The following is a 21,358-nucleotide window of genomic DNA, read 5'->3' on the forward strand; positions in this document are numbered from 1 at the left end:
TCCGAAGCAGTCGCCGAGCGGCTCGGACGCAGGCGCCGACGGATCTGACGAAGACGCCCGACGGATCCGCGGACGACGTCCGGATCCGGACAGAGGAAGGCACCCGGCCCGTGAAGTCGCTCCGCCGTACGCAGTCGCCCCGGCCCCAGCGGCCGTCCAGCAGAACAGCGCTCGCCCACCTGGTCGCCACCTGCGTGTTCGTGCTGACCCTGGCCGTGGCGTCCTCCGCCGTGGTGGCCCTGGTCAGAAGCCCGGAGCCGACGGTCGCCGACCCGGCCGGGACCGCCCCGCACTGGGTCGACACCTGGACGTCGATGCCGCAGCTCACCGAGCCCGGCAACATGCCGCCCGCGCCCTTCACCGGGGAGCGTGCCGTCCTGGTCGACACCACCCTGCGCCAGACCGTGCGCGTCTCCGTCGGTGGCGAGCGCGTCCGGCTGCGCTTCTCCAACGCCTTCGGCACCACCCCGCTCCCGCTGACCGCGGTCACGGTCGCCCTCCCGCTGGACAATCGGGCCGGGGCGAGCGCCGTCGAACCCGGCACCCTGCGCGAGGTGACGTTCGCCGGGCGCCGGTCCACCACCGTCCCCGCCGGGGCCCAGGTCGTCTCCGACCCGCTGGACTTCGGGCTGCGCCCCGCGACCGACCTGACCGTGACGACGTACCTCGCCGACGGCCAGGCCTCGCTCGCGCTCACCTCGCACCCGGGCTCGCGCACCACCTCGTACCTGCGCACCGGAGACGGCACGGCGGAGCAGGATCTGAGCGGGGCCACCCCGGTCAACCACTGGTACCTCCTCAGCGACGTCGAGGTGCTCTCCGGACGGGACACGCGTGCGGTCACCGTGCTGGGCGACTCGCTCTCCGACGGCCGGGGCTCCACCACCAACGGCAACAACCGCTGGCCCGACCAGCTCCTGGACCGGCTCCGGGGCCTCCCCGGCGGCGGCAGGATCGCCGCGCTCAACCAGGCCGCGGGCGGCAACCGGGTTCTCAACGACGGCCTCGGCCCCAACGCCCTCGCCCGGCTCGACCGGGACGTCCTGGCGCACAGCGGGGTCTCCTGGCTGATCGTCTTCGAGGGTGTCAACGACATCGGCACCGCCGAGGCCACCCCGGCCGCGCAGCAGCGCGTCACCGACGACCTCATCGCCGCCTACCGGCAGATCGTCGTCCGCGCGCACGCCCAGGGCATCCGCGTCTACGGCGCCACCCTGACGCCCTTCCGCGGAAACATGCCGTACGACGATCCGGCGGGCCTGCGCGAGACGGCCCGGCAGGCCGTGAACGGCTGGATCCGCACCGGTGGCGGCTTCGACGCCGTCGTCGACTTCGACCGGGCGGTCCGCGATCCGGCCGATCCGGGCCGCCTGCGCGCGGACCTCCATGACGGGGACTGGCTGCATCTGAACCCCGAGGGATACCGGACGCTGGCCGCCGCCGTTCCCGCGTCCTGGTTCAGGAAGAGCTGATCCCGGGTTGATGACAGTCGTCAATGCCCTCATTCTTGGGCATATGGCGAATGGGCCGCGCGAGGAAGAGCGGGTGGTCCCGGCCGGTGACGCCCTGGCGGTGATCGACGCGCGCGGCATTCTCACGGGCTGGAGCGAGGGCGCCCGCCGGCTCACCGGGTACACCGCCGCCGAGGCCACCGGCCGCCCGGCGGCGGAACTGGTGTCCGGCGACCCGCGTACGTCCTGGCGGGACCTGCGCACGGCGGGCACCGCCGTTGTGGCCGTACGACACCGGGACGGGCGGCACCTGGAACTGGCGCTGCACCTGTGTCCGGTGACGCTGGGGGAGCGGCGGGCGTACGTCGTCACCGTGACGCCCGACGACGCGGGGCGTGACCTGGGCGAACTGGCGTTCCGGCAGGCCTCCGTGTCCATGTCCGTCTTCGACGCCGGGCAGCGGTATCTGCGGATGAACGACGTCGCCTGTGCCGTCATGGGGCAGCCCGAGGCCGAGTTCCTGCACCGGTACTTCCCCGACACCGTCGAGGACGCCGAACACAGCCGGGGCTTTCTGCGCCATCTGGAGATCGTCGCGGAGACCGGTCGGCCGGTTCACTACGAGAGCTGGACCCGGTCACCCTCGGGTCGGCGCATGCATGCCTGGACCACCGAGATGTGGCCGCTGCGGGATCCGGCCGACGAGGTGCTCGGCGTCGCGCTCGCCGCCTTCGACAGCAGCGAGCAGTACGCGGCGAGGCAGCGGCTGGCCATGCTGAACGAGGCCGCCGCCGGTATCGGAACCCGGCTCGACGTCGTCCGGACCGCCCGGGAACTCGCCGAACTGGTGGTGCCCCGGCTCGCCGACTTCGCGAGCGTGGACCTGCTGGACTCGGTGCTCCAGGGCGACGAACCGGCTCTCGGACCGGTGGATGCCGGTGTGGAGCTGCGCCGGGTGGCCCACCACTCGCTCACGGCCGGGGTGCCGGAGGCGGCGATCGGCCTCGGCGCGGCGGACCTCTACCCGCCGTACTCGCCGCCCGTCCGCGCACTCACCACAGGCCTGCCCGTCCGTGCCCGCACCGGCGACCCGGACCTCGACCGCTGGCTCGGCCGGCACACGGCACGCTCCGCGAAGCTGCGCACCAACGGCGGCACGGACACCCACGACCTCGCGCTGATGGCCGTACCGCTCATGGCGCGCGGGACGACGCTGGGGGTGGCCGTGTTCGTGCGGCTGCTGACCCCCGAGAAGCCCGACGTCTTCGACGACGACGATGTGTCGCTGGCCCGCGAACTGGGCAGCCGCGCGGCCGTGTGCGTGGACAACGCCCGCCGCTACACCCGCGAGCGCACCACCGCCCTGGCCCTCCAGCGCAGCCTGCTGCCCCAGACGGTGGCCGGCCAGGCGGCCGTCGAGTCCGCCTCCCGCTATCTGCCCGCGCTTTCCCAGGCGGGCGTAGGCGGCGACTGGTTCGACGTGATCCCGCTCTCCGGGACCCGGGTGGCGCTGGTCGTCGGGGACGTCGTCGGCCACGGCCTGCACGCCTCGGTGACCATGGGCAGGCTCCGTACGGCGGTCTGGACCCTGGCGGACGTGGATCTGCCGCCCGACGAGCTGCTCACCCACCTCGACGACCTGGTCGGCCACCTCGGGACCGACGAGAGCGGCGAGTCCGGCGAGATCGGCGCGACCTGCCTGTACGCGGTCTACGACCCGGTGTCCCGGCGCTGCACGCTCGCCGCCGCCGGGCATCCACCGCCGGTCGTCCGGTACCCCGACGGCAGGGTCGAGGTGGTGGAGGTGAGCGCGGGACCCATGCTCGGCGTCGGCGGGCTCCCCTTCGAGGCGACCGAGCTGGAACTGCCCGAGGGCGCCGTGCTCGCCCTCTACACGGACGGTCTGGTAGAGGCCCGCGATCGTGACCTCGACGCCGGAACGGCCGCTCTGTGCACGGCACTCGCGGCACCGGCCGACAGTCTGGAGGACGTCTGCGACAGGGTGATCGGCTCTCTGCTCCCGAAGACACCGGGCGACGACGTCGCCCTGCTGGTCGCCCGCACCCGTGCCCTGGACGCCGAACAGGTCGCGGTCTGGGACCTGCCCGCCGACCCGGCCGTGGTCGCCACCGCCCGCAAACACGCCACCGACCAGCTGACCCGCTGGGGCATCGACGAGGCCGCCTTCGTCACCGAGCTGGTGGTGAGCGAACTGGTCACCAACGCCATCCGCTACGGCGGCGACCCCATCCAGCTCCGGCTGATCCGCGACCGCACCCTCATCTGCGAGGTCTCCGACGCCAGCAGCACCTCGCCGCATCTGCGGCGGGCCCGCATCTTCGACGAGGGCGGACGCGGCCTCCTCCTGGTCGCCCAGCTCACCGACCGCTGGGGCACCCGACCGACGGGCACGGGCAAGACCATCTGGGCGGAACAGGCGCTGCCGCCAACTCCTTGAGCCCGCAAAGGACTTACGTTGCTCAGCCGGACCGGTGGTATTGGTCCGGCACCTGCACCTCGCCACCCAGTCCATGGGCGGCATGCCGGGCCCAGGACGGGTCGCGCGGCAACTCACGGCCGAGCAGCACCGCGTCGGCCTCGCCGTTGGACAGGATCCTGTCCGCCTGCTCGACGTCGGTGATCATCTCCACGGCGGCGACGGGCAGCGAGGTCTCGGCCTTCACCCGGGCGGCGAAGGGGAAAAGTCCGCGACCACGCACCACGTCCGGGTGCTGCGCGAGAGCGGTGTGATCCTGCAGGTCCACCGGGTGCACGGCCAAGATGAACGGCCTGCGCCGGGACGACCTCTTCCCGGGACCTCTCGACAGCGTCCTGTCCGCGGTACGCGAGATCGGTGGGCGACAGCTTCATCGCCCCGCCGACGATCAGGGGTACGGCCACGGCCCCCGCCGACGCTGCTGGGGACCAGGTCAGGCGTCCGCGGCCCGTGCCGCTGTCAGCAGTGAGTCCCAGTCCGGCAGCTTCACGACGCTCCGCCCCAGCGCGGCGCCCAGTTCTGCCTCCGCCCGTTCGATCGCCTGCCAGCCCGCCCACTCGACCGGCCGGAAACCCTCCGCGCGCAGTGCCGTCAGCGGGTCCGCGGGCCGTTCCCGCCGTACGAGTTCTGCGGCGTCCGCGAGCAAAGAGGTCGCCGTTTCCTTGGCACAGGGGCGATTGGTGCCGATGACGCCGGTCGGGCCGCGCTTGATCCAGCCGGCCACGTACTCGCCCAGGGAGGGGCTGCCGTCGCGCAGGACGCGGCCCCCGAGATGCGGCACGGTGCCATGGGCCGCGTCGAACGGCAGCCCGTCGAGCGGGACACCGCGATAGCCGACCGAGCGGAGCACGAGCTGCGCCTCGATGTCCTCGTACTGCCCTGTGCCTCCCACGCCGCCGGTTCCGTCCGGCACCGTCCGCTCGAAACGCACCGCACCCACCCGGCCCCCGGCGGCGAGCAGCTCGACCGGACGGCGGAAGAAGCGCAGCCGGATGCGCCGGGCGGCACCTGAGGGAGGCGCGGCTGCCCAGCCGCGCAGTGCCTCCACGTTGCGGCGTTGCGGGGCGGGCAGGGCGGACGGGTCGGTATACGCCGGATCGAGCGCCAACTCGGCCTCGTCCACGACGACCTGGGTGTCCGGCAAGGAGCCCAGCTCGCGCAGCTCCTTGGTCGTGAAGCGGGCCTGCGAGGGGCCGCGCCGGCCCACCATGTGGATGTCGGTCACCCGGCTCGCGGCCAGTACGCTGAGCGCCGCCTGCGGGATGTCGGTGGGGCTCAGCTCGGCCGGGCCGCGCGCCAGCATCCGGGCCACGTCCACCGCCACGTTCCCGACGCCGATGACCACGGCGGAGCGCGCCCCGCGGACGAAGCCGTCGTCGACGGCGTCCGGATGGGCGCTGTACCAGGACACGAACTGTGTCGCCGACCAGCTGCCCGGCAGCTCCTCGCCGGGAATCCCCAGGTGGCGGTCGGTGGCGGCGCCCACGCAGTACACCACCGCGTGGTACAGCTCCCGCAACCGGGCGCCCGGCAGCTCGCCGGGACCGCGGCCGATCCGGACGCCGCCCAGGAAACGCACCCGGTCATGCTCCAGGACCGCGCGCAGGTTGTTCTGCAGCGACTTGATCTTCTCGTGGTCCGGCGCCACGCCGTACCGCACCAGCCCGTACGGCGTCGGCAGCCGGTCGAGGACGTCGACCAGTACCTCCGGATCCTGCTGGACCAGGCTCTGTGCGGTGTAGACCCCGCTCGGACCCGAACCCACGACGGCGACACGCAACACGGCGGAACCCCTCACTGCGGGACGCTGCGGAACTCCCTGTTGCTGACACCTTCAGGATCGCACTCCCGGAGCTGAGCTGACAGGGTGCGGGGCGGGACGGGCACGCGTGTCCGTTCGTAGGGAATGTGATGATGCGGTTACGTTCCGTATGTGCTAGAAGCATCCTTTCTTAATCTTTCCGGTCGCTGCCCGACGGAGGGCGCGGTGTCGGTGCGGCCCGCCTGGGAAGTGCGGGAGTACGAGGGCTCGGCGCCGACGGCATGGTTCGACGTCCGGCTCGCCTTCGCCGACGGTGCTCACGTCGACGTACTCGCCGTGGTCGGTGAGGCGGGCGTCTCCATCGAGGACGTACGGGCGCAGCCGGCGCTGTCGCTCGACGATCTGGCGGCGCTCGCGGACTGGATCGAGGGGCCGCTCTTCGAGGCGTGCGGCGACGGGCCCACGACCGCCGAGGAGGCCGGGGCGGGCCTGCGGTCTCGTCGCGCCCGGCCCGCCTGGCCGCGTGGCGTCGAGGGGCGGTGGCTGGTCGCGGAGGAGTACCGGGCGGCCCAGGGGGAGGGTGTCGACCCCGTTCTCGCCGTGATGTGCGCGACCGGGTACAGCCGACGCCGATCCCTCAGACTGATCTCGCAGGCCCGCGACGCGGGGTTCCTGACGCCTCGTCATGTCCGGCGCTGAGCAGGGGGTTTCCGGGGCAGGCCCGCGCAACTCGGCGTGTGCCGGCTACATTCCGCGCATCCTGTTGATCTCGGCCGTCTGCTGCGCGATCACGTCGTCGGCCATCTCCTCGATCCGGACGTTGTTGCCCTGCCCCTTCACCTCGGTGGCCATGGTGACCGCGCCCTCGTGGTGTGTGATCATCAACGTCAGGAACAGTTCGTCGAACGCCTTCCCCTTCGCCGCGCGCAACTTGGTGAGCTGGGCCTCGGTCGCCATGCCGGGCATCGCCTCGTGGGTGTGCCCACTGGACTTCTCGTCGCTGCCGTTGTCCTTCAACCAGCCCTGCATCGCGGCGATTTCGGGACCCTGCGCGGCGGCGATGCGTTCGGCCAGCAGCTTCACGGGCGCCGACTGGGCGCGTTTCGGCACGAGTTCGGTGATCTCGATCGCCTGCGCGTGGTGCTCGATCATCCTGCGGGCGTACGAGATGTCCGCCGAGTTGGGCGAGTCGTCCGGCAGTTGTGCCTTGGCCTCCTCCGGGGAGAGCGTCCGGGCCGCCTCGCCGGGCAGGCCTGGCGCGATCACCGAAGGCCCGGTCGCCTTCACGGACCTGGCGTCCGCGTCGGGGGACGAGTCCGAGTCGCAGGCACCGAGCGCGAGGGTGAGCGCGAGCACGGCCAGGACCGGGCGAAAGGTACGGGACGTGCGGCGGACGGGCACAACGACCTCCAGTGTCAGATGGGTTGACGGACACCTCGTGAGTACGGGCGCACCTCGTGAGTGCTGTGTCCGTCCTAGCACGCTTCCATTCGCCGGTGATCAGAAACTTTCATTACGAGTGCGTTGCCTACTGTTGATCGGTGCATGATGAAGACGATACTTCTGAGGACCGTGAACCGTTCTGACCCGAACGGCCACCAGGGAGGAAGCAGTGACCCTGTTAAACGATCCCCGAACGCGGCACAGAAGCCTGGGAGTTGCCGCCGCAGCGGCCGGACTCCTGGCCGCGCTGCTGACCGCGGGCCCCGCAGCCGCGACCCCCGACCCGGGGGACGGTCCGACGGTGTCGGAGAAGATCTCCAAGAGTGTGCAGACCCAGGTGAGGGAAGCCCTGGCCGAGGGTGAGATACCCGGGGTGGACGAGATCGTCCACTCCGACAACATCACGCACCTCACCAACGTCCCCAAGGACGCGCTGCCCGGTACCAACTCGGACCTCGCCTTCCAGGGGAAGTACGCCTTCTCCGGCAACTACGACGGCTTCCGCGTCTTCGACATCAGCAACCCGAAGGCCCCCAGAACCGTCGCCCAGGTGCTGTGCCCCGGCGGCCAGAACGACATCACGGTCTCCGGGAACCTGCTCTTCCTGTCCACCGACTCCTCGCGCAGCGACAGTAGTTGCAACAGTGTCTCGCAGCCCGCGACCGAGAAGTCGTCGTGGGAGGGCATGAAGATCTTCGACATCACGGACAAGGCGAACCCGAAGTACGTCGCCGCTGTGGAGACCGCGTGCGGCTCGCACACCCACACGCTGGTGCCCGAGCGCAAGAACGTCTACATCTACGTCTCCTCGTACTCGCCGAGCGCCGCCTTCCCCGACTGCCAGCCGCCGCACGACGGCATCTCGATCATCAAGGTGCCGCGAAACACCCCCGAGAAGGCGGCGGTTGTCGGCTTCCCGGTGCTGTTCCCCGGTGAGGGCCCCGACGGCGGCGGCAACCCCGGCTCGCCCACCAACCCGGGCGTCTCCAAGACCACCGGCTGCCACGACATCACCGTGCTGCCCTCCAAGGACCTCGCGGCGGGCGCCTGCATGGGCGACGGCATCCTGTTCTCCATCAAGGACCCGGAGCACCCGAAGGTCATCGACCAGGTCCAGGACAACGTCAACTTCGCGTTCTGGCACTCGGCGACCTTCAACCAGAAGGCCAACAAGGTCGTCTTCACCGACGAGTTGGGCGGCGGCGGCGCGGCCACCTGCAACGCGCAGATCGGCCCGAACCGCGGGGCCGACGGCATCTACGACATCGTTGGCAAGGGCGACAAGCGCAAGCTCGTCTTCAAGAGCTACTTCAAGATCCCCCGCTACCAGGCGGACACCGAGGTCTGCGTGGCCCACAACGGCTCGCTGATCCCGGTCAAGGGCAAGGACATCATGGTCCAGGCCTGGTACCAGGGCGGTGTCTCCGTCTGGGACTTCACCAACTCCGCGCAGCCCAAGGAGATCGCCTACTTCGAGCGCGGCCCGGTGACCACCGACCGCGTCACGACCGCCGGCCCCTGGTCGGCGTACTACTACAACGGCTACATCTATTCGAACGACATCGCCAAGGGCTTCGACGTCCTGAAGCTCGACGACCGGCGCACGGATCCGGCCAAGAAGGTCCGCGTGCGCGAGCTGAACGTCCAGACGCAGCCGGACTACTTCGACTGAAGTCGCCCACCAACCCTTGACGCGCGTCCCGCTGGGCACCTCGGTGCCCGGCGGGACGCCCCTGTCCGGGCAACACCGCGGTGATTCCTCATTGACCGAGGCGCCGCGTGGGGACATGCTGTTACCTCTGCGTTGACAATTTGTCAGTTGGCGATGGTCGACGCGGCCGGAGCCGCCCCGTGCGGGCGGTTTCGGGCGGCCCGCCTGTCTGGGGTGACGCGGGGGATCACCTCAGGCCGGCGTGCCCGTCCCACAGGGCGGTTTCAGCCGATCAGGTCCAGCACCGGCCGCAGTCCGTCCGGCCGCTGCGACACCGGCAGATGGTCCACGAAGTGCACCGCGCATCCCAGGGCCACCGCGCCCCCGTCCGCGCGCCGGTCGTCGCCGACCATGAGAACGTCGTGCGGGAGGACGCCGAGCGCGTCGCAGGCCACCTTGAACAGGCGCGGGTCCGGCTTCTGGACGCCATGCTCGTACGACAGGACGTAGGCGTCGACGTACGGATCCAACCCGTGCTCCCGGAAGACGGGACGCAGGTCCCAGCCGATGTTGCTCACCACCCCGACGGGGATCCCGCGCTCCCGCAACGCGCCCAGCACCTCGACGGCATCGGTGTACGGGGTCCACGCGGCCGGCGTCATGTGACGCGCGTACAGCGCGTCGTACAACCCCGGGTCGGGAAGCGGCACCTGCCGGGCGACCCCGGTGTACGCGGCCCGGTGAAACTCGGCGCTCTCGTCGCGGATCCTCCACACGGCGGCCAGCTCCTCCGGCAGCCGCTGCGGAGAGGCCCCGCCCGGCAGCGCGCCGGCCGCCTCCAGCGCTCGTGCCGACACCGCCAACTCCGGCGCGGACAGGGCGAGACCGCGCTCGGCGAGCACGGCGCGCAGCCAGGACTCGGTGGACTCGATACGGAAGAGGGTCCCGGAGAAGTCGAACAGCACGGCAGCCATGCGCTGGACCCTACCCGGGGCCGTCCAGCGCGAGGCCGCCGCGAGGAACGTCAGTTCAAGGGCGCCGGCACCGGGGTGCCGTAGAAGGTCATGGGCGGCCAACCGCGCGACTCGATGTATTCGTTGAGCACGTTCGCGATGTCGATGAGGTCGATGTGGTTCGGGCGGGCAGCACCGTTCGTCGAGCAGTTCAGCCTGAACGAGAGGCCCACATACCCGTCGGGCTCGCTGTACTCGGCGTTGCGGATGGTGGAGTTGCCGCTGAACTCGGTGTTGTCCGGGAACTCGGGCATGGCGGTGGGGTCGTCCGCCTCCGCCTGTGTCGCCGTCCCCAGGGCCGCGCCGGCCGCGGCCGTCCCCGAGTAACCCAGCAGCGAACGTCTCGAAATACTGGACAAGCCTTCCCCCGTTTTCGACTTCCCTCAAGGGCACAGACGGGTGTCTCCCGCAGCCGTCGCCGATCGTATGTACGGGTCCGGGGTGAACGGGGCTGAATGGAATCATCCGCAAGTGGAGACGTGAACAGCGAGGTCAGCGCCGTTCGGACGCCAACTCGAACCGCTCGTAGGACACCACCGCCAGCGCCACCACGAGTGCCCCGAGGAGCCATCCGCCCAGCACGTCCGACGGCCAGTGGACGCCGAGCCAGACCCGGGTCAGACCGACGCCCACGATCGAGACCAGCGTCACGGTGACCGCCGTACGCCACACGACGCGTCCGGCGCCGTACCGGCGCAGCAGCCACAGCAGGAGGCCGCCCACCACCGTGGCGGTCATGGCGTGGCCGGACGGGAAGGCCGCGTAGTGGGCGGAGTCGACGGGGTCGGGCCAGACGGGACGGGCGCGGCCGACCGCCGCCTTCAGACCCTGCTGGAGCACCGTGCCCAGCGCACAGGCGACCACCAGCCACAGTGCGAGCGGCCACGCCGAGTGCCGCCACACCAGCCACACCGCCACGGCCGCGACCAGCAGGCGCAGCGTCAGCGGGTCCCACACCCAGTCCGTCAGGATCCGGAAGGTGTGCGTGAGCCCGGGTTCGTCGACCGCCCAGCGATGGGTGGCGCGCGCGATGTCGCCGTCGAGGGTGATCAGCGGGTGCCAGTCCACCGCGACAAGGGTCAGCAGCAGCACGGAGGCGAGGGCCAGGGCGCCGACGACCCGGACGGCCGGGTACGGGACCGGGCGCCGGAGCCGGGGGACGAGGCGGGAGGTGCGCATGAGGCGATCCTCGCCGACGCCCCGGGCGGGAGGCCAACCGAGGCGTACGGCGGCGCGCTACCCGAGAGCCCGCAGCCCCGGCATGAACGCCACCAGCACCGGGACCACCGGCACGAGGGCCGCAGCCGCCGTCAGCCGAAGCCTTCGGCCCGGCGACAGCCGGTCCGGCGCGGCCAGCAACCGGTGCACGCGCAGCGGGACATGGGCCTGCGGGGTCGGGGACGGGCCGAACACGCCCCGGTCCTCGTTGAGTTCGACCAGGGCGAGAGCGGTCGTCAGACGGCCGAAGCGGCGGGAGGCCATGTCGTCGGCGGCGAGTTCCACCAGCCGGTGCATCTCGTCCCGGAACGAGGTGAAGACCGGCACCCGCGGAAACCCGCCGGCCAGCGCGCCCGAGCAGTGCAGCAGCCAGTCGTGGCGGGCCCGCGCGTGCCCCTGCTCGTGGGCCCGCACGGCGTCCAGCTGACGTCCCTCGAGGCGGCGCAGCGCGGCCGTGGTGACGACGAGCCCGGGTGCGGTGCCGGGCAGCCACCAGGCGTCGGCGCGCTCGCCCTCCAGCACCACGAGCCGGTCCGGGCTCGGCTCCTCGCCGGGCAACAGCGGTGCGCGGACCAGGAGTTCGGTACGCCGCAGCCTGCGCCGCCCGCGCGCCCGTACGACCTCACGGACGAGCATCGCCGCGGTCCACAGCCCGCCGCAGGCGAGCGCCACGGCCGTCGTCGCGGCCCAGGGCCGGGAGGCGCCCAGGACGTAGGCCTCCACGACCTCGTGCGGGGCCGGGGCGAACACATGGCCGCGGACGGCCTGCCAGGCAGCCGCCGCGCTCAGTGTCATCGACAGCGCGCAGCACATCAGTACGGCGGCCACCACGCACTGCCACACCCACAGGGCGACCACCGGCTCGCGGTCCGGCCAGTCCGCGCGGGCGAGCAGCCGCGGGGCGACGACGGCGGTCAGCGCGCCGAGCAGCAGCAGTGCCGCGGGGACCATCATGGGTGCAGCCTATGAGCGGGGCGGCGCTCGGACCTACGGCCCGTCGCGGCAAAGTGACGCAGACCACGGTTTCGTACAGTCAGAGAGCCCGAGAGCGGAGAGTCAGAGCGTGATCAGCATGGCGACCGTCGCGATGCCCATCGACAGTCGGCAGGCACGCGCCAGTTCGGGCCGGTCGCCCCAGCCGAGCGAGCCCGTCCGGACTCCGCCGCCGACGGCCGGGACGGGGACGGACACCAGTCGGGCGCCGGACAGGAGCACGTACCCGGTGAAGTAGACGAGCAGCGTTGTCGTGAGCAGGGGGACTCCGGAGTTGCCGGACCCGTGGTGGTGACCGGGGGCGGCGGCCATCACGGCCGCCATGTAGGCCATGGCGGACGCGCCCATCAGATGGTGCAGATGGTGCGGCCCGGTGCGGGCCGCCCACAGGGCGCGCAGCGCCGCCGCACCGAACACGGCCGTGTACACCAGCCAGGCCCAGCGCGGCGGGGTGAGCACGGCGGCGGGTACGGCCATCGCGGCCATGCCGAAGCCCATCAGCGCCTCGCCGCCCGCGGCCCGGCGCTGCTCCTCCACGGTGCTGCGCATCCGCAGCAGGCAGTACGCCCCGGTCGCCGTGCACAGCGCGACCAGCAGCCACCCGGGCGAAACCGGACCGTGCACACGCACCTCCCCCTGGATCCCCGAGACCTCCGCTGGAGGGATGCCCGCGCCGGGCGGTGCGCATACGAGCGCAAGGGTGTACGCGGGGGGAGCGTATGCCGGAGCACCGCAGGTGAGGCCGTTCGTCCCGGCCTCGGCACCGGGTGGGCGTCAGATACCGGGCCGGTACCGCAGCGGATGGTCCGCCGGTACCTCCACCAGCACGATCCGGGTGCCGTCCGGGTCCGCGATCGACATCTCGACGAGCCCCCACGGCTCCTTCACCGGCGGTCGGAGGATCTCGACGCCCCGGGCCGCGAGCTCGTCGTGCGCGGCCGTCACGTCCGCCACCTGCAGCCACAGCCGTAGGGACGGCGACGGGGGCTCCTCGGCCCGCCCCGAGAGTTCCAGGAACCCTCCGCCGAGGAAGTAGACCGTGCCCCGCTCCGGCCCCGTACCGAACTCGCGGTGCACGGCGAGCCCCAGGTGCTCGCCGTAGAAGACCCGGGAGCGCTCCGGGTCGAGGGGGTGGAGGAGAACCCGGCTGCTCAGTACATGCACCATGCAACCGGAGCCTAGCGGGCCGACCCACGAGGGGCGTTACGATCGTCGGTGCCCGCGCCGCAGAAGCAACCCGAGCACCCGGAGAACCGCCGCCATGGACACCGCAGCCACCGGACCCACCTTCCGCGACGCCACCGAGGCCGACGTCGACACTCTCGTCGCGCTCATCGAGTCGGCCTACCGGGGAGACGCCAGCCGGGCCGGCTGGACCACCGAGGCGGACATCCTCGAAGGGCAGCGGAGCGACGCGCAGGGCGTACTCGACGTCATCAAGTCGGCCGACAGCCGACTGCTGACCGTCGAACAGGACGGCCGGGTGATCGCCTGCTGCCAGCTCGAACACCGCGGCGACCACGCCTACTTCGGGATGTTCGCGGTCAGCCCGGCCCTCCAGGGCGCGGGCCTCGGCAAGGTGATCATCGCCGAGGCGGAGCGCGCGGCGAGCGAGACCTGGGGCGCGCGGGCGATGCACATGACCGTGATCTCCGTACGCGACGACCTGATCGCCTGGTACGAGCGGCGCGGCTACCGCCGTACGGGAGAGATGAGCCCCTTCCCGTACGGCGACGAGCGGTTCGGCGTGCCGCAGCGCGACGACCTTCAGTTCGAGCTGCTGGTCAAGGAACTGGCCTGATCTCCGACATGGCTCGCTACGCGGTGAAACGGCCCGTGCGTTTGATCTGTGGGTAGTCGGTGGTCGCGCCGTCCAGTTGCAGGGCGCGTACGAGGCGCAGGTGGTCCTGGGTGTTCACCACCCAGCCGATGATCCGCAGTTCCGACTTCCTGGCCAGTTCGACGATCTCCAGGGTGAGGCGGCGGATGTCGAGGCACACGGTCGAGGCACCGGCGCGGGTGGCGCGGTCCACGACGTCGGTGCCGTAGCGGCCGGCGATCAGCGCCGTGCGTACTCCGGGCACCAGGCGGGTGATCTCGGCGATCGCGTCCTCGTGGAACGAGGACACCTCGACCCGGGCGGTCAGCTCCCGGCGTTCCATCACCTCGGCCAGCGCCCGGGCCGCCGCAGTGTCCTTGATCTCGGCCTGGAGCGGTACGCCGACGGCGTCCAGGACCTCCTCGAAGAGCGGGACGCGCTCGTCGCGGCCCGCGTCCAGGGCGCGCAGTTCGGCGAGGGTCTTCTCGGCGACGGGCCCGGTGCCGTCCGTCGTTCGGTCCAGGTCGGCGTCGTGCATGACGACGAGGGCGCCGTCCCTGCTGAGACGCAGATCGAGTTCGATCATGTCGAGGCCCGCCTGCTCGGCGGCGACGAACGAACGCAGGGTGTTCTCCGGTTCCACGCCCATGATCCCGCGGTGCCCGATGGTCAGGAAGTTCAAGGTCAACTCGCTTCCGTCGACTGGCGGCTCGGCTGCCGCAGCCTAACCGCCCGGCCCTTCATCGAACCCGTACGGACGCGCCGGAACAGGTGGCCGGAAGCAGTCGACCGGGAAGGGGTGTGAACGGGTCGCCACCGGGTATGAAAGTCACCGTCCTCAAGGTTTCCGGCAGGAAAAAACGCGGTGACCATGGGAGTGTGCAGGATAATCTCTCCTATCCCGCCTTGTGTTCGGGAACCTCGTACACATACGGTGTCTTGACGCGAGGTTCTCCCGTGGAGGATGGGAAATGACGGAAATTCTTGTGCAGGCGGTTCCGGACGAGCGCTTTGCCGCGCTCGGCAGGGTGGTGGAGCACCCGGCATGGCCCGTGCTCAAGGATGCCGTGGAGCAGATCCGGCCATGGCAGGCCAAGGACGGGTCGATCGACTTCGACCGGGAGGACGCCCCGGACCACGCGGACGTCGATCTCGCCGTACGCCGGATCGTGGACGCGGTCGCGGAACTCTCCCCGCTGCTCCCGCACGACAGCGACTATCACGAGGCCCTCGCCAAGGATCTCCGCCGCTGGTCCGACAGCGGTTTCCGGGTGCCGGACTTCCTCGACTCGCTGCTGGCCTTCCAGCCCGCCGCGAGCCGCGCGGACGGCCTCCAGCATCTGGTCGTCTTCCCGATGTACACGCAGAACGGCAACCCCGACCGCAACCTCGAAGCGGTCGTCCTGCGCATGGTCTGGCCCGACTGGCTGGCCGAGCTGGAGCGCACCCGCTACGACAACCCGCTGTTCTGCGGCATCACCTTCGAGGACTTCACAGCCGGGTACGACACCAACTCGGCCGTTCTCTTCCCGGAGACCATCGCCGTGCGCGAGGCGCCGGAACGATTCACCTGGGGCGGTATCTTCTGCGACCGCGAGGCCGCCCGCTTCCGCCGTGTCACCGACGCCGCCGTCGACATCCTCGGCCTCGAACTGCCCGCGGACGTCGCCGCGATGGTCCACGACCAGAAGCGCTGCGAGGAGGCGTTCGTCCTGTGGGACATGGTCCACGACCGCACCCACAGCCACGGCGACCTGCCCTTCGACCCCTTCATGATCAAGCAGCGCCAGCCGTTCTGGATGTACGGCCTGGAGGAGCTGCGCTGCGACCTCACCGCCTTCAAAGAGGCCGTGAAGCTGGAGGCGGAAGGCGTCCCGCAGGCCCGTGACGTGCAGTTCGCGGTGCTGTTCGACCGGATGTTCCGCTTCCCGGTCACCGGCGAGCGCGTCCGCAACTACGACGGCCTCGGCGGCCAGCTCCTCTTCGCGTACCTGCACCAGCACGACGTGATCCGCTGGACCGACAACAAGCTGCACATCGACTGGCAGCGCGCCCCGCAGGTCACCAACCAGCTCTGCGCCGAGATCGAGACCCTGTACCGCGAGGGCATCGACCGGCCCAAGCTCGTCCACTGGTTCAAGGCGTACGAGCTGGTCTCCGCCCACCTCGCCCCGCACCCGGGCTCCCGCTGGGCCAAGGGCCCCGACGCCCTCGACCTGAGCCAGCCGCCGCGCAAACTCGTGGACGACGTGCTTCCGGACGAGTTTCCGCTGAGCATGTTCTATGAGGCCCTCTCCAAGAAGCTGAAGAACGTGATCGCCTCCACCAGGGGGATCACCGCGGAGAGCGCCGAGCGGATCGCCGCGTGAGCGACCGCGCCACAGAAGACACTGCTCAGGAGGCGATGAACATGCGGAACGGTGCTCTCAGCGGTGCGGTGATCGCGGTCGCGGGCGCCGGCGGACCGGCCGGCCGGGCGACACTGCTCAGGCTGGCCGAGGCGGGTGCGACCGTCGTCGGCTCGGACAACGACCCGGAGCGGCTCGCGGAGGCCGTGGACGCCGCGAGCTACGCGCACGGCGGCGCCACCGTCGTCGGCGACACCGTGGATCTGCTCGACCTCCAGTCGACCCGGGACTGGGCCACCCGTATCGAGAAGGACTTCGGGCGTGTCGACGGCCTGGTCCACCTCGTCGGCGGCTGGCGCGGCAGCGAGACCTTCACCAAGACGGTCCTCGACGACTGGGACCTGCTGGAACTGCTGCTCATCCGCACCGTGCAGCACACCTCCCTCGCCTTCCACGAGGCGCTCCAGCGCAGCGACCGCGGCCGGTACGTCCTGACCAGCGCCGCCGGCGCGAGCAGTCCCACCGCGGGCAACGCCGCGTACGCCGCCGCGAAGGCCGCCGCCGAGGCATGGACGCTGGCCATGGGCGACTACTTCCGCAAGGCCGGGGTGGCCGAGGGCGCCGAGGGGCCGACCTCGGCGGCTGCGATCCTGGTCGTGAAGGCGTTGGTGCACGACGCGATGCGCGCCGAGCGGCCCAACGCGAAGTTCGCGGGCTTCACCGACGTCAAGGAGCTGGCCGAGGCCATCGTCGGCGTCTGGGAGCGGCCCGCCGCCGAAGTGAACGGGAAACGCCTGTGGCTGACCGAGAAGCCGTGAACCCTCCGAAGACCGACGCACGCCGTCATCACGACCCGGAGGCCCGAGGCTTCGCCAGCGACAACTACGCGGGGGTCCACCCCGAGGTGCTCGCCGCCCTGGCCCTGGCCAACGGCGGGCACCAGGTCGCGTACGGCGAGGACGACTACACGGAGAACCTCCAGCGGCTCGTCCGCAGCCACTTCGGGGCCACGGCGGAGGCGTTCCCCGTCTTCAACGGCACCGGGGCCAACGTCGTCGCACTCCAGGCGGTCACCGACCGCTGGGGCGCCGTGATCTGCGCCGAGAGCGCGCACATCAACGTCGACGAGGGCGGTGCCCCCGAACGCATGGGCGGCCTCAAGCTGCTCACCGTGCCCACCCCCGACGGCAAGCTGACCCCCGACCTCATCGACCGGCAGGCGTACGGCTGGGACGACGAGCACCGCGCGATGCCGCAGGTCGTCTCGATCACCCAGAGCACGGAGCTGGGCACCCTCTACACCCCGGACGAGATCCGCGCGATCTGCGACCACGCCCACGCGCACGGCATGAAGGTCCACCTGGACGGCTCGCGCATAGCCAACGCGGCGGCCTCGCTCGACGTCCCGATGCGGACGTTCACCAACGCGGCCGGCGTCGACATCCTCTCCCTCGGCGCGACGAAGAACGGCGCGCTGTTCGGTGAGGCGGTCGTCGTGATCAACCAGGACGCCGTCAGTCACATGAAGCATCTGCGCAAGCTGTCCATGCAGCTCGCCTCCAAGATGCGTTTCGTCTCGGTGCAGTTGGAGGCGCTGCTCGCCAAGGACCTGTGGCTGCGCAACGCCCGCCACTCCAACGCGATGGCGCAGCGGCTGGCGGAGGGCGTGCGGGCCGTGCACGGCGTCGAGATCCTCTACCCGGTCCAGGCGAACGCGGTCTTCGCCCGCCTTCCGCACGACGTGAGCGAACGCCTGCAGAAGCGCTTCCGCTTCTACTTCTGGGACGAGCCCGCGGGCGACGTCCGCTGGATGTGCGCCTTCGACACGACCGAGGACGACGTGGACGCGTTCGTGGCGTCGCTCAAGGAGGAGATGGCGCGCTGACACCCGCTCCGATGCATAGATATGCGGTCACCTGAAAAGTCATTGACTGTTGGGTGATCGCCTTTCTATGCTCTGGGCCCATGGAGCTGATCCAGAACACCCCTGACCTCTCCGCGTATCTGGCGGCCGACGAGGTCATCGACCACCATCACCCGCTGGTGCGGGAGACCGCCGCGCAGCTCGCCAAGGGCGCGGCGGACTCGTATGCCTATGCGCGGGCGGCGTATGAGTTCGTGCGCGACACCATCCCGCACTCCGCCGACAGCGGGGACCCGCGGGTCACCTGGCGGGCCTCCACCGTCCTGGAGCAACGCACCGGCATCTGTCACGCCAAGGCCCACGCGCTGACCGCGCTGCTGCGCGCCGAGGACATCCCCACGGCGCTCTGCTATCAGCGGCTGGCGCACGACGACGGGAGCGGTCATGTGGTGCACGGCCTGATCGCCGTCCGGTTCCACGGCGCCTGGCATCGTCAGGACCCGCGGGGCAACAAGGCGGGGGTGGACGCGCGGTTCTCCCTCGATGGTGAGCGGCTGGCGTGGATCCCGGAGGGGAAGTCCAATGAGGTGGACTATCCGGTACTGTACGCTGAACCTCATCCGGTCGTGTTGAGCGTGCTGAAGGCCGCACCCGACAGGCCGTATCTCTGGAAGACGCTCCCCACCGCACTCTGAGGCAGGCGATGACACTCACCCTGACCGTGTCCGACGAGGTGCGCACGCTCGCACCCGGCTTCACCCACGTCGCGATCGAGGCCCACGGACTCGTCAACGGACCCAGCACCGACGCCAGTTCGGCACTCCTGGACGACGCCGCCCGCCGGCTCGCCGCACGCCTGGACGGCCGGGCCCCGCACGAGGACCCGCACATGGCCGCCTGGCGGGACACGTACACGGCGTTCGGCTCCAAGCCGTCGCGCACCCGCAACTCGGCCGAGGCGCTCGCCAAGCGGGCCCTGACGGATGCCGGCCTGCCCCGTATCAACGTCCTCGTCGACCTCTACAACGCCATCAGCGTGGCGCACCTGGTCCCGGTCGGGGGCGAGGACCTCGACCGCATCCGGGGCGGGATGCGTCTCGTGCGCGCCACCGGCGCCGAGGAGTTCGTGACCGTGGCCGGGGGCGAGGAGACCGTCGAGCACCCCGACGCCGGCGAGGTCGTGTGGTGCGACGACGCGGGTGTGACCTGCCGCCGCTGGAACTGGCGCCAGGGCCCGCGCACCCGGCTCACCGAACAGACCACGTCGGCGGTCTTCCTCCTGGAGTGCCTGCCCCCGATGACGACCGCCGAGGCGGAGGCGGCCGGCGCGGAACTCGCCGAACTGCTGGAGAAGTTCAGCCCCGGGGCGCGGATCACGGTCAGGAAAGCCCGGTAGGGGCGCGGGGCACCCCTGCCGAAACAGAACTCAACGCGCCTCGGCCTCGCGGACCTGCTCGGGTGTCGGGGCCGTGCCACCGAGGTGGGCAGGCATCCACCATGTGTCGTCCGGGCCCTTGGGGCGCACGGGGTACGCGCGCTGGGCGGCTTCCAGGAGCTCGTTGACACGCTCGCGCACCTGGCGGGTGATCGCCCCCGCGTACTTGTCGCGGGACGCCTCGATGGCCTCGCCGACCCGGATCGTGACCGGGATGTGGCTGCGCCTGAAGTTGCGCGGGTGCCCCTTGGTCCACAGGCGCTGCGTGCCCCACACGGCGATCGGGATCAGCGGGACGCCCGCCTCCTGGGCCATCCGCGCGGCGCCGGACTTGAAGCTCTTCAGCGTGAACGACTGCGAGATCGTGGCCTCGGGGAACACGCCGACGATCTCGCCGGAGCGCAGCGCCTCCAGAGCGTGGGCGTATGCCAGCTCGCCGTTCTTGCGGTCCACCGGGATGTGCTTCATGCTGCGCATCAGCGGGCCGGAGACCTTGTGCCGGAACACCGACTCCTTGGCCATGAAACGCACCAGACGCTTCTGCGGGAGAGCCGCGAGACCGTCGAAGATGAAGTCCAGGTAGCCGATGTGGTTGCTCACCAGTACCGCACCGCCCGAGCGCGGGATGTTCTCCGATCCCTTGAGGTCGATCTTCAGGTCCCAGGCCTTGAACAATGTCTGGGCGAGACCGATGACGGGACGGTAGACAAGCTCAGCCATGGACGGGGATGACCCTTCTCTCTGCTCTGCCCGGGTAGGCGGTTCCCGGCGGGAAGTTACGCGGCCGTAGGTTTTACGGCTTTGCGCAGATCGTGCCCCAAGAACGGATGAGTGGCCAGCCCTCGTGCCTGGGAAGGGCGAGATTCTTGTCACGTCTTCCCTCGATCCACCTCGTGCTTTTAAACCGCCTTTACTCCGCGCGTACCGTCACCCGTCGTACGACGAGGTACATCTCGCATCCCAGGCAGTACCCGAACGTGGCGTTCAAAAACGCCGCCGCCAGCGCCGCGCCGGTCGCCGCGAGCCCCAGCCACTCCACACCCAGCGCGTACCCGGCGAGCCCCACGCCCGCGAAGACGAGTCCGACCGCCTGCGCGAACCGCGGCGGCTCGGGCGCCTCGAACTCCGTCGGCGGGCCGAGTCGCGGACGGACGGCCTTGCGGAACAGCCAGCCGTACGGGGAGCGCCCGACCCCGCCCGCCGCGCCCAGCGCGAACGCCAGCGTCTGCCAGGCCAGCAGCCACGCGCTCCCGGTGACCAGTACGACCGCCAGTACGACGGTCGTCACGGCCGCCCCGAAGCGCGGCCCCCTCACATCGATGTCCATGAAGGGATCATTCCGCAACAAGCAAGGATTCGAGCAGTCGGGAATCTTTGCAGTCTGATGAACGCTGGAGTCGAGGATGACCGGAATCGTGATGTGCGTGGCGGTGCTCGCGGCGGCGAGCGCCTTCGGAGTGCTGCATCGGCGGCGGAGCGGGAGAGTACGCGTGCGCGTGCGCGACGACGGAAAACGGCTCGGCGCCGCCGAGTTGGGCGAGAACCTCGGCGCGCGGGCGACGCTCGTCCAGTTCTCCAGCGCCTTCTGCGCGCCCTGCCGGGCCACCCGCCGCGTCCTCGGTGAGGTGGCCGGCCTCGTCCCCGGTGTCACCCACGTCGAGATCGACGCCGAGGCGCATCTGGATCTCGTACGCAGGCTCGACATCCTCAAGACGCCCACCGTGCTGGTGCTCGACGCCGACGGGCGGATCGTGCGGCGGGCGACCGGGCAGCCGCGCAAGGAAGAGGTCATCGCGGCGCTGGGGGAGGCCGTTTGAGACTGGCGGGGTATCCGATACGGCCGCTGATGGTGTGTTCGGTGACG

22 protein-coding genes and 1 pseudogene are annotated in these 21,358 nt (G+C 70.8%); 11 read left to right on the forward strand and 12 right to left on the reverse strand.

The window, feature by feature from the left end; all coding sequences use genetic code 11:
* Positions 1-110: 110 nt before the first annotated feature.
* Positions 111-1,472, forward strand: coding sequence for an SGNH/GDSL hydrolase family protein (locus tag ACW4TU_RS40815; protein WP_457421847.1), 1,362 nt, complete (start codon positions 111-113; stop codon positions 1,470-1,472).
* 43 nt (positions 1,473-1,515) lie between these two features.
* A complete protein-coding gene (locus ACW4TU_RS40820; RefSeq protein WP_457421849.1) occupies positions 1,516-3,909 on the forward strand; it encodes a SpoIIE family protein phosphatase in 2,394 nt (797 codons plus the stop codon).
* A gap of 22 nt (positions 3,910-3,931) precedes the next feature.
* Here ACW4TU_RS40820 and ACW4TU_RS40825 read toward each other — a convergent pair.
* Both ACW4TU_RS40825 and ACW4TU_RS40830 read right to left on the reverse strand, forming a co-directional pair.
* A pseudogene (locus ACW4TU_RS40825) lies at positions 3,932-4,150 on the reverse strand (oxidoreductase); the annotation flags it as partial.
* Between the two features lie 231 nt (positions 4,151-4,381).
* Complete coding sequence (locus tag ACW4TU_RS40830; RefSeq protein ID WP_457421851.1) at positions 4,382-5,731, reverse strand: FAD-dependent oxidoreductase; 1,350 nt, start codon at positions 5,729-5,731, stop codon at positions 4,382-4,384.
* Between the two features lie 204 nt (positions 5,732-5,935).
* Here ACW4TU_RS40830 and ACW4TU_RS40835 point away from each other — a divergent pair, with 204 nt between their 5' ends.
* Complete coding sequence (locus ACW4TU_RS40835; protein WP_457421853.1) at positions 5,936-6,409, forward strand: DUF6214 family protein; 474 nt, start codon at positions 5,936-5,938, stop codon at positions 6,407-6,409.
* 45 nt (positions 6,410-6,454) lie between these two features.
* Here ACW4TU_RS40835 and ACW4TU_RS40840 read toward each other — a convergent pair whose 3' ends face one another.
* Positions 6,455-7,111: a DUF305 domain-containing protein gene (locus tag ACW4TU_RS40840; protein ID WP_457421855.1), complete on the reverse strand. Its 657-nt coding sequence runs from the start codon at positions 7,109-7,111 to the stop codon at positions 6,455-6,457.
* 211 nt (positions 7,112-7,322) lie between these two features.
* Between ACW4TU_RS40840 and ACW4TU_RS40845 the strand changes: the two genes are divergently transcribed.
* A complete protein-coding gene (locus ACW4TU_RS40845; protein ID WP_457421857.1) occupies positions 7,323-8,825 on the forward strand; it encodes an LVIVD repeat-containing protein in 1,503 nt (500 codons plus the stop codon).
* 263 nt (positions 8,826-9,088) lie between these two features.
* Here ACW4TU_RS40845 and ACW4TU_RS40850 read toward each other — a convergent pair whose 3' ends face one another.
* From ACW4TU_RS40850 to ACW4TU_RS40875, 6 genes are all read right to left on the reverse strand, one after another.
* Positions 9,089-9,778, reverse strand: a complete 690-nt coding sequence (locus ACW4TU_RS40850; protein WP_457421859.1) for an HAD family hydrolase — start codon at positions 9,776-9,778, stop codon at positions 9,089-9,091.
* A 50-nt stretch (positions 9,779-9,828) separates the two neighbouring features.
* Positions 9,829-10,176 carry a twin-arginine translocation signal domain-containing protein gene (locus ACW4TU_RS40855; RefSeq protein WP_457421861.1) on the reverse strand — a complete coding sequence of 116 codons (348 nt, stop codon included), beginning with the start codon at positions 10,174-10,176 and terminating at the stop codon, positions 9,829-9,831.
* Between the two features lie 133 nt (positions 10,177-10,309).
* Positions 10,310-10,996, reverse strand: coding sequence for a phosphatase PAP2 family protein (locus ACW4TU_RS40860; RefSeq protein WP_457421863.1), 687 nt, complete (start codon positions 10,994-10,996; stop codon positions 10,310-10,312).
* A 57-nt stretch (positions 10,997-11,053) separates the two neighbouring features.
* Positions 11,054-11,989, reverse strand: coding sequence for a M56 family metallopeptidase (locus ACW4TU_RS40865; protein WP_457421865.1), 936 nt, complete (start codon positions 11,987-11,989; stop codon positions 11,054-11,056).
* Positions 11,990-12,091: 102 nt separating this feature from the next.
* Positions 12,092-12,652 carry a DUF5134 domain-containing protein gene (locus ACW4TU_RS40870; RefSeq protein ID WP_457421867.1) on the reverse strand — a complete coding sequence of 187 codons (561 nt, stop codon included), beginning with the start codon at positions 12,650-12,652 and terminating at the stop codon, positions 12,092-12,094.
* A gap of 150 nt (positions 12,653-12,802) precedes the next feature.
* On the reverse strand, positions 12,803-13,195 hold the full coding sequence (locus ACW4TU_RS40875; RefSeq protein WP_457421869.1) for a VOC family protein: 393 nt from the start codon (positions 13,193-13,195) through the stop codon (positions 12,803-12,805).
* 94 nt (positions 13,196-13,289) lie between these two features.
* On the opposite strand from ACW4TU_RS40875, the gene ACW4TU_RS40880 reads away from it, so the two are divergent.
* Positions 13,290-13,829: a GNAT family N-acetyltransferase gene (locus ACW4TU_RS40880; protein WP_457421871.1), complete on the forward strand. Its 540-nt coding sequence runs from the start codon at positions 13,290-13,292 to the stop codon at positions 13,827-13,829.
* Positions 13,830-13,845: 16 nt separating this feature from the next.
* Here ACW4TU_RS40880 and ACW4TU_RS40885 read toward each other — a convergent pair whose 3' ends face one another.
* Positions 13,846-14,529 (reverse strand): glycerophosphodiester phosphodiesterase, encoded by a 684-nt coding sequence (locus tag ACW4TU_RS40885; protein ID WP_457430568.1) that lies wholly within the window; start codon positions 14,527-14,529, stop codon positions 13,846-13,848.
* A 289-nt stretch (positions 14,530-14,818) separates the two neighbouring features.
* Here ACW4TU_RS40885 and ACW4TU_RS40890 point away from each other — a divergent pair, with 289 nt between their 5' ends.
* From ACW4TU_RS40890 to ACW4TU_RS40910, 5 genes are all read left to right on the forward strand, one after another.
* Positions 14,819-16,216 (forward strand): DUF6421 family protein, encoded by a 1,398-nt coding sequence (locus ACW4TU_RS40890; RefSeq protein ID WP_457421873.1) that lies wholly within the window; start codon positions 14,819-14,821, stop codon positions 16,214-16,216.
* Between the two features lie 41 nt (positions 16,217-16,257).
* Positions 16,258-17,013, forward strand: a complete 756-nt coding sequence (locus tag ACW4TU_RS40895) for an SDR family NAD(P)-dependent oxidoreductase (RefSeq protein WP_457421875.1) — start codon at positions 16,258-16,260, stop codon at positions 17,011-17,013.
* The gene (locus tag ACW4TU_RS40900) at positions 17,010-18,080 is read left to right on the forward strand and encodes a threonine aldolase family protein (protein ID WP_457421877.1); all 1,071 of its coding nucleotides are present in this window, start codon (positions 17,010-17,012) and stop codon (positions 18,078-18,080) included. Before ACW4TU_RS40895 ends, ACW4TU_RS40900 begins: the two co-directional genes overlap by 4 nt.
* Positions 18,081-18,160: 80 nt before the next feature.
* Positions 18,161-18,754 (forward strand): transglutaminase-like domain-containing protein, encoded by a 594-nt coding sequence (locus tag ACW4TU_RS40905; RefSeq protein ID WP_457421879.1) that lies wholly within the window; start codon positions 18,161-18,163, stop codon positions 18,752-18,754.
* Positions 18,755-18,762: 8 nt separating this feature from the next.
* Entirely contained in the window at positions 18,763-19,455 is a 693-nt protein-coding gene (locus ACW4TU_RS40910) for a B3/B4 domain-containing protein (protein ID WP_457421881.1), read from the forward strand.
* 30 nt (positions 19,456-19,485) lie between these two features.
* Here ACW4TU_RS40910 and ACW4TU_RS40915 read toward each other — a convergent pair whose 3' ends face one another.
* Together ACW4TU_RS40915 and ACW4TU_RS40920 are read right to left on the reverse strand one after the other, a co-directional pair.
* Complete coding sequence (locus ACW4TU_RS40915) at positions 19,486-20,214, reverse strand: lysophospholipid acyltransferase family protein (RefSeq protein WP_457421883.1); 729 nt, start codon at positions 20,212-20,214, stop codon at positions 19,486-19,488.
* Between the two features lie 190 nt (positions 20,215-20,404).
* Positions 20,405-20,821, reverse strand: a complete 417-nt coding sequence (locus ACW4TU_RS40920) for a DUF4395 domain-containing protein (protein WP_457421885.1) — start codon at positions 20,819-20,821, stop codon at positions 20,405-20,407.
* A gap of 76 nt (positions 20,822-20,897) precedes the next feature.
* On the opposite strand from ACW4TU_RS40920, the gene ACW4TU_RS40925 reads away from it, so the two are divergent.
* Positions 20,898-21,311 carry a thioredoxin family protein gene (locus ACW4TU_RS40925; protein ID WP_457421887.1) on the forward strand — a complete coding sequence of 138 codons (414 nt, stop codon included), beginning with the start codon at positions 20,898-20,900 and terminating at the stop codon, positions 21,309-21,311.
* Positions 21,312-21,358: the final 47 nt, after the last annotated feature.

Source organism: Streptomyces kryoterrae, from assembly GCF_054072135.1.

Bases quoted from the DNA above. Each gene is read 5' to 3' on its own strand.
- ACW4TU_RS40925 (WP_457421887.1), top strand. From the start codon at position 20,898: ATGACCGGAATCGTGATGTGCGTGGCGGTGCTCGCGGCGGCGAGCGCC.
- ACW4TU_RS40850 (WP_457421859.1), bottom strand. From the start codon at position 9,778: ATGGCTGCCGTGCTGTTCGACTTCTCCGGGACCCTCTTCCGTATCGAG.
- ACW4TU_RS40895 (WP_457421875.1), top strand. From the start codon at position 16,258: ATGCGGAACGGTGCTCTCAGCGGTGCGGTGATCGCGGTCGCGGGCGCC.
- ACW4TU_RS40915 (WP_457421883.1), bottom strand. From the start codon at position 20,214: ATGGCTGAGCTTGTCTACCGTCCCGTCATCGGTCTCGCCCAGACATTG.
- ACW4TU_RS40875 (WP_457421869.1), bottom strand. From the start codon at position 13,195: ATGGTGCATGTACTGAGCAGCCGGGTTCTCCTCCACCCCCTCGACCCG.
- ACW4TU_RS40905 (WP_457421879.1), top strand. From the start codon at position 18,161: ATGGAGCTGATCCAGAACACCCCTGACCTCTCCGCGTATCTGGCGGCC.
- ACW4TU_RS40865 (WP_457421865.1), bottom strand. From the start codon at position 11,989: ATGATGGTCCCCGCGGCACTGCTGCTGCTCGGCGCGCTGACCGCCGTC.
- ACW4TU_RS40910 (WP_457421881.1), top strand. From the start codon at position 18,763: ATGACACTCACCCTGACCGTGTCCGACGAGGTGCGCACGCTCGCACCC.
- ACW4TU_RS40920 (WP_457421885.1), bottom strand. From the start codon at position 20,821: ATGGACATCGATGTGAGGGGGCCGCGCTTCGGGGCGGCCGTGACGACC.
- ACW4TU_RS40890 (WP_457421873.1), top strand. From the start codon at position 14,819: ATGACGGAAATTCTTGTGCAGGCGGTTCCGGACGAGCGCTTTGCCGCG.
- ACW4TU_RS40880 (WP_457421871.1), top strand. From the start codon at position 13,290: ATGGACACCGCAGCCACCGGACCCACCTTCCGCGACGCCACCGAGGCC.
- ACW4TU_RS40820 (WP_457421849.1), top strand. From the start codon at position 1,516: ATGGCGAATGGGCCGCGCGAGGAAGAGCGGGTGGTCCCGGCCGGTGAC.
- ACW4TU_RS40860 (WP_457421863.1), bottom strand. From the start codon at position 10,996: ATGCGCACCTCCCGCCTCGTCCCCCGGCTCCGGCGCCCGGTCCCGTAC.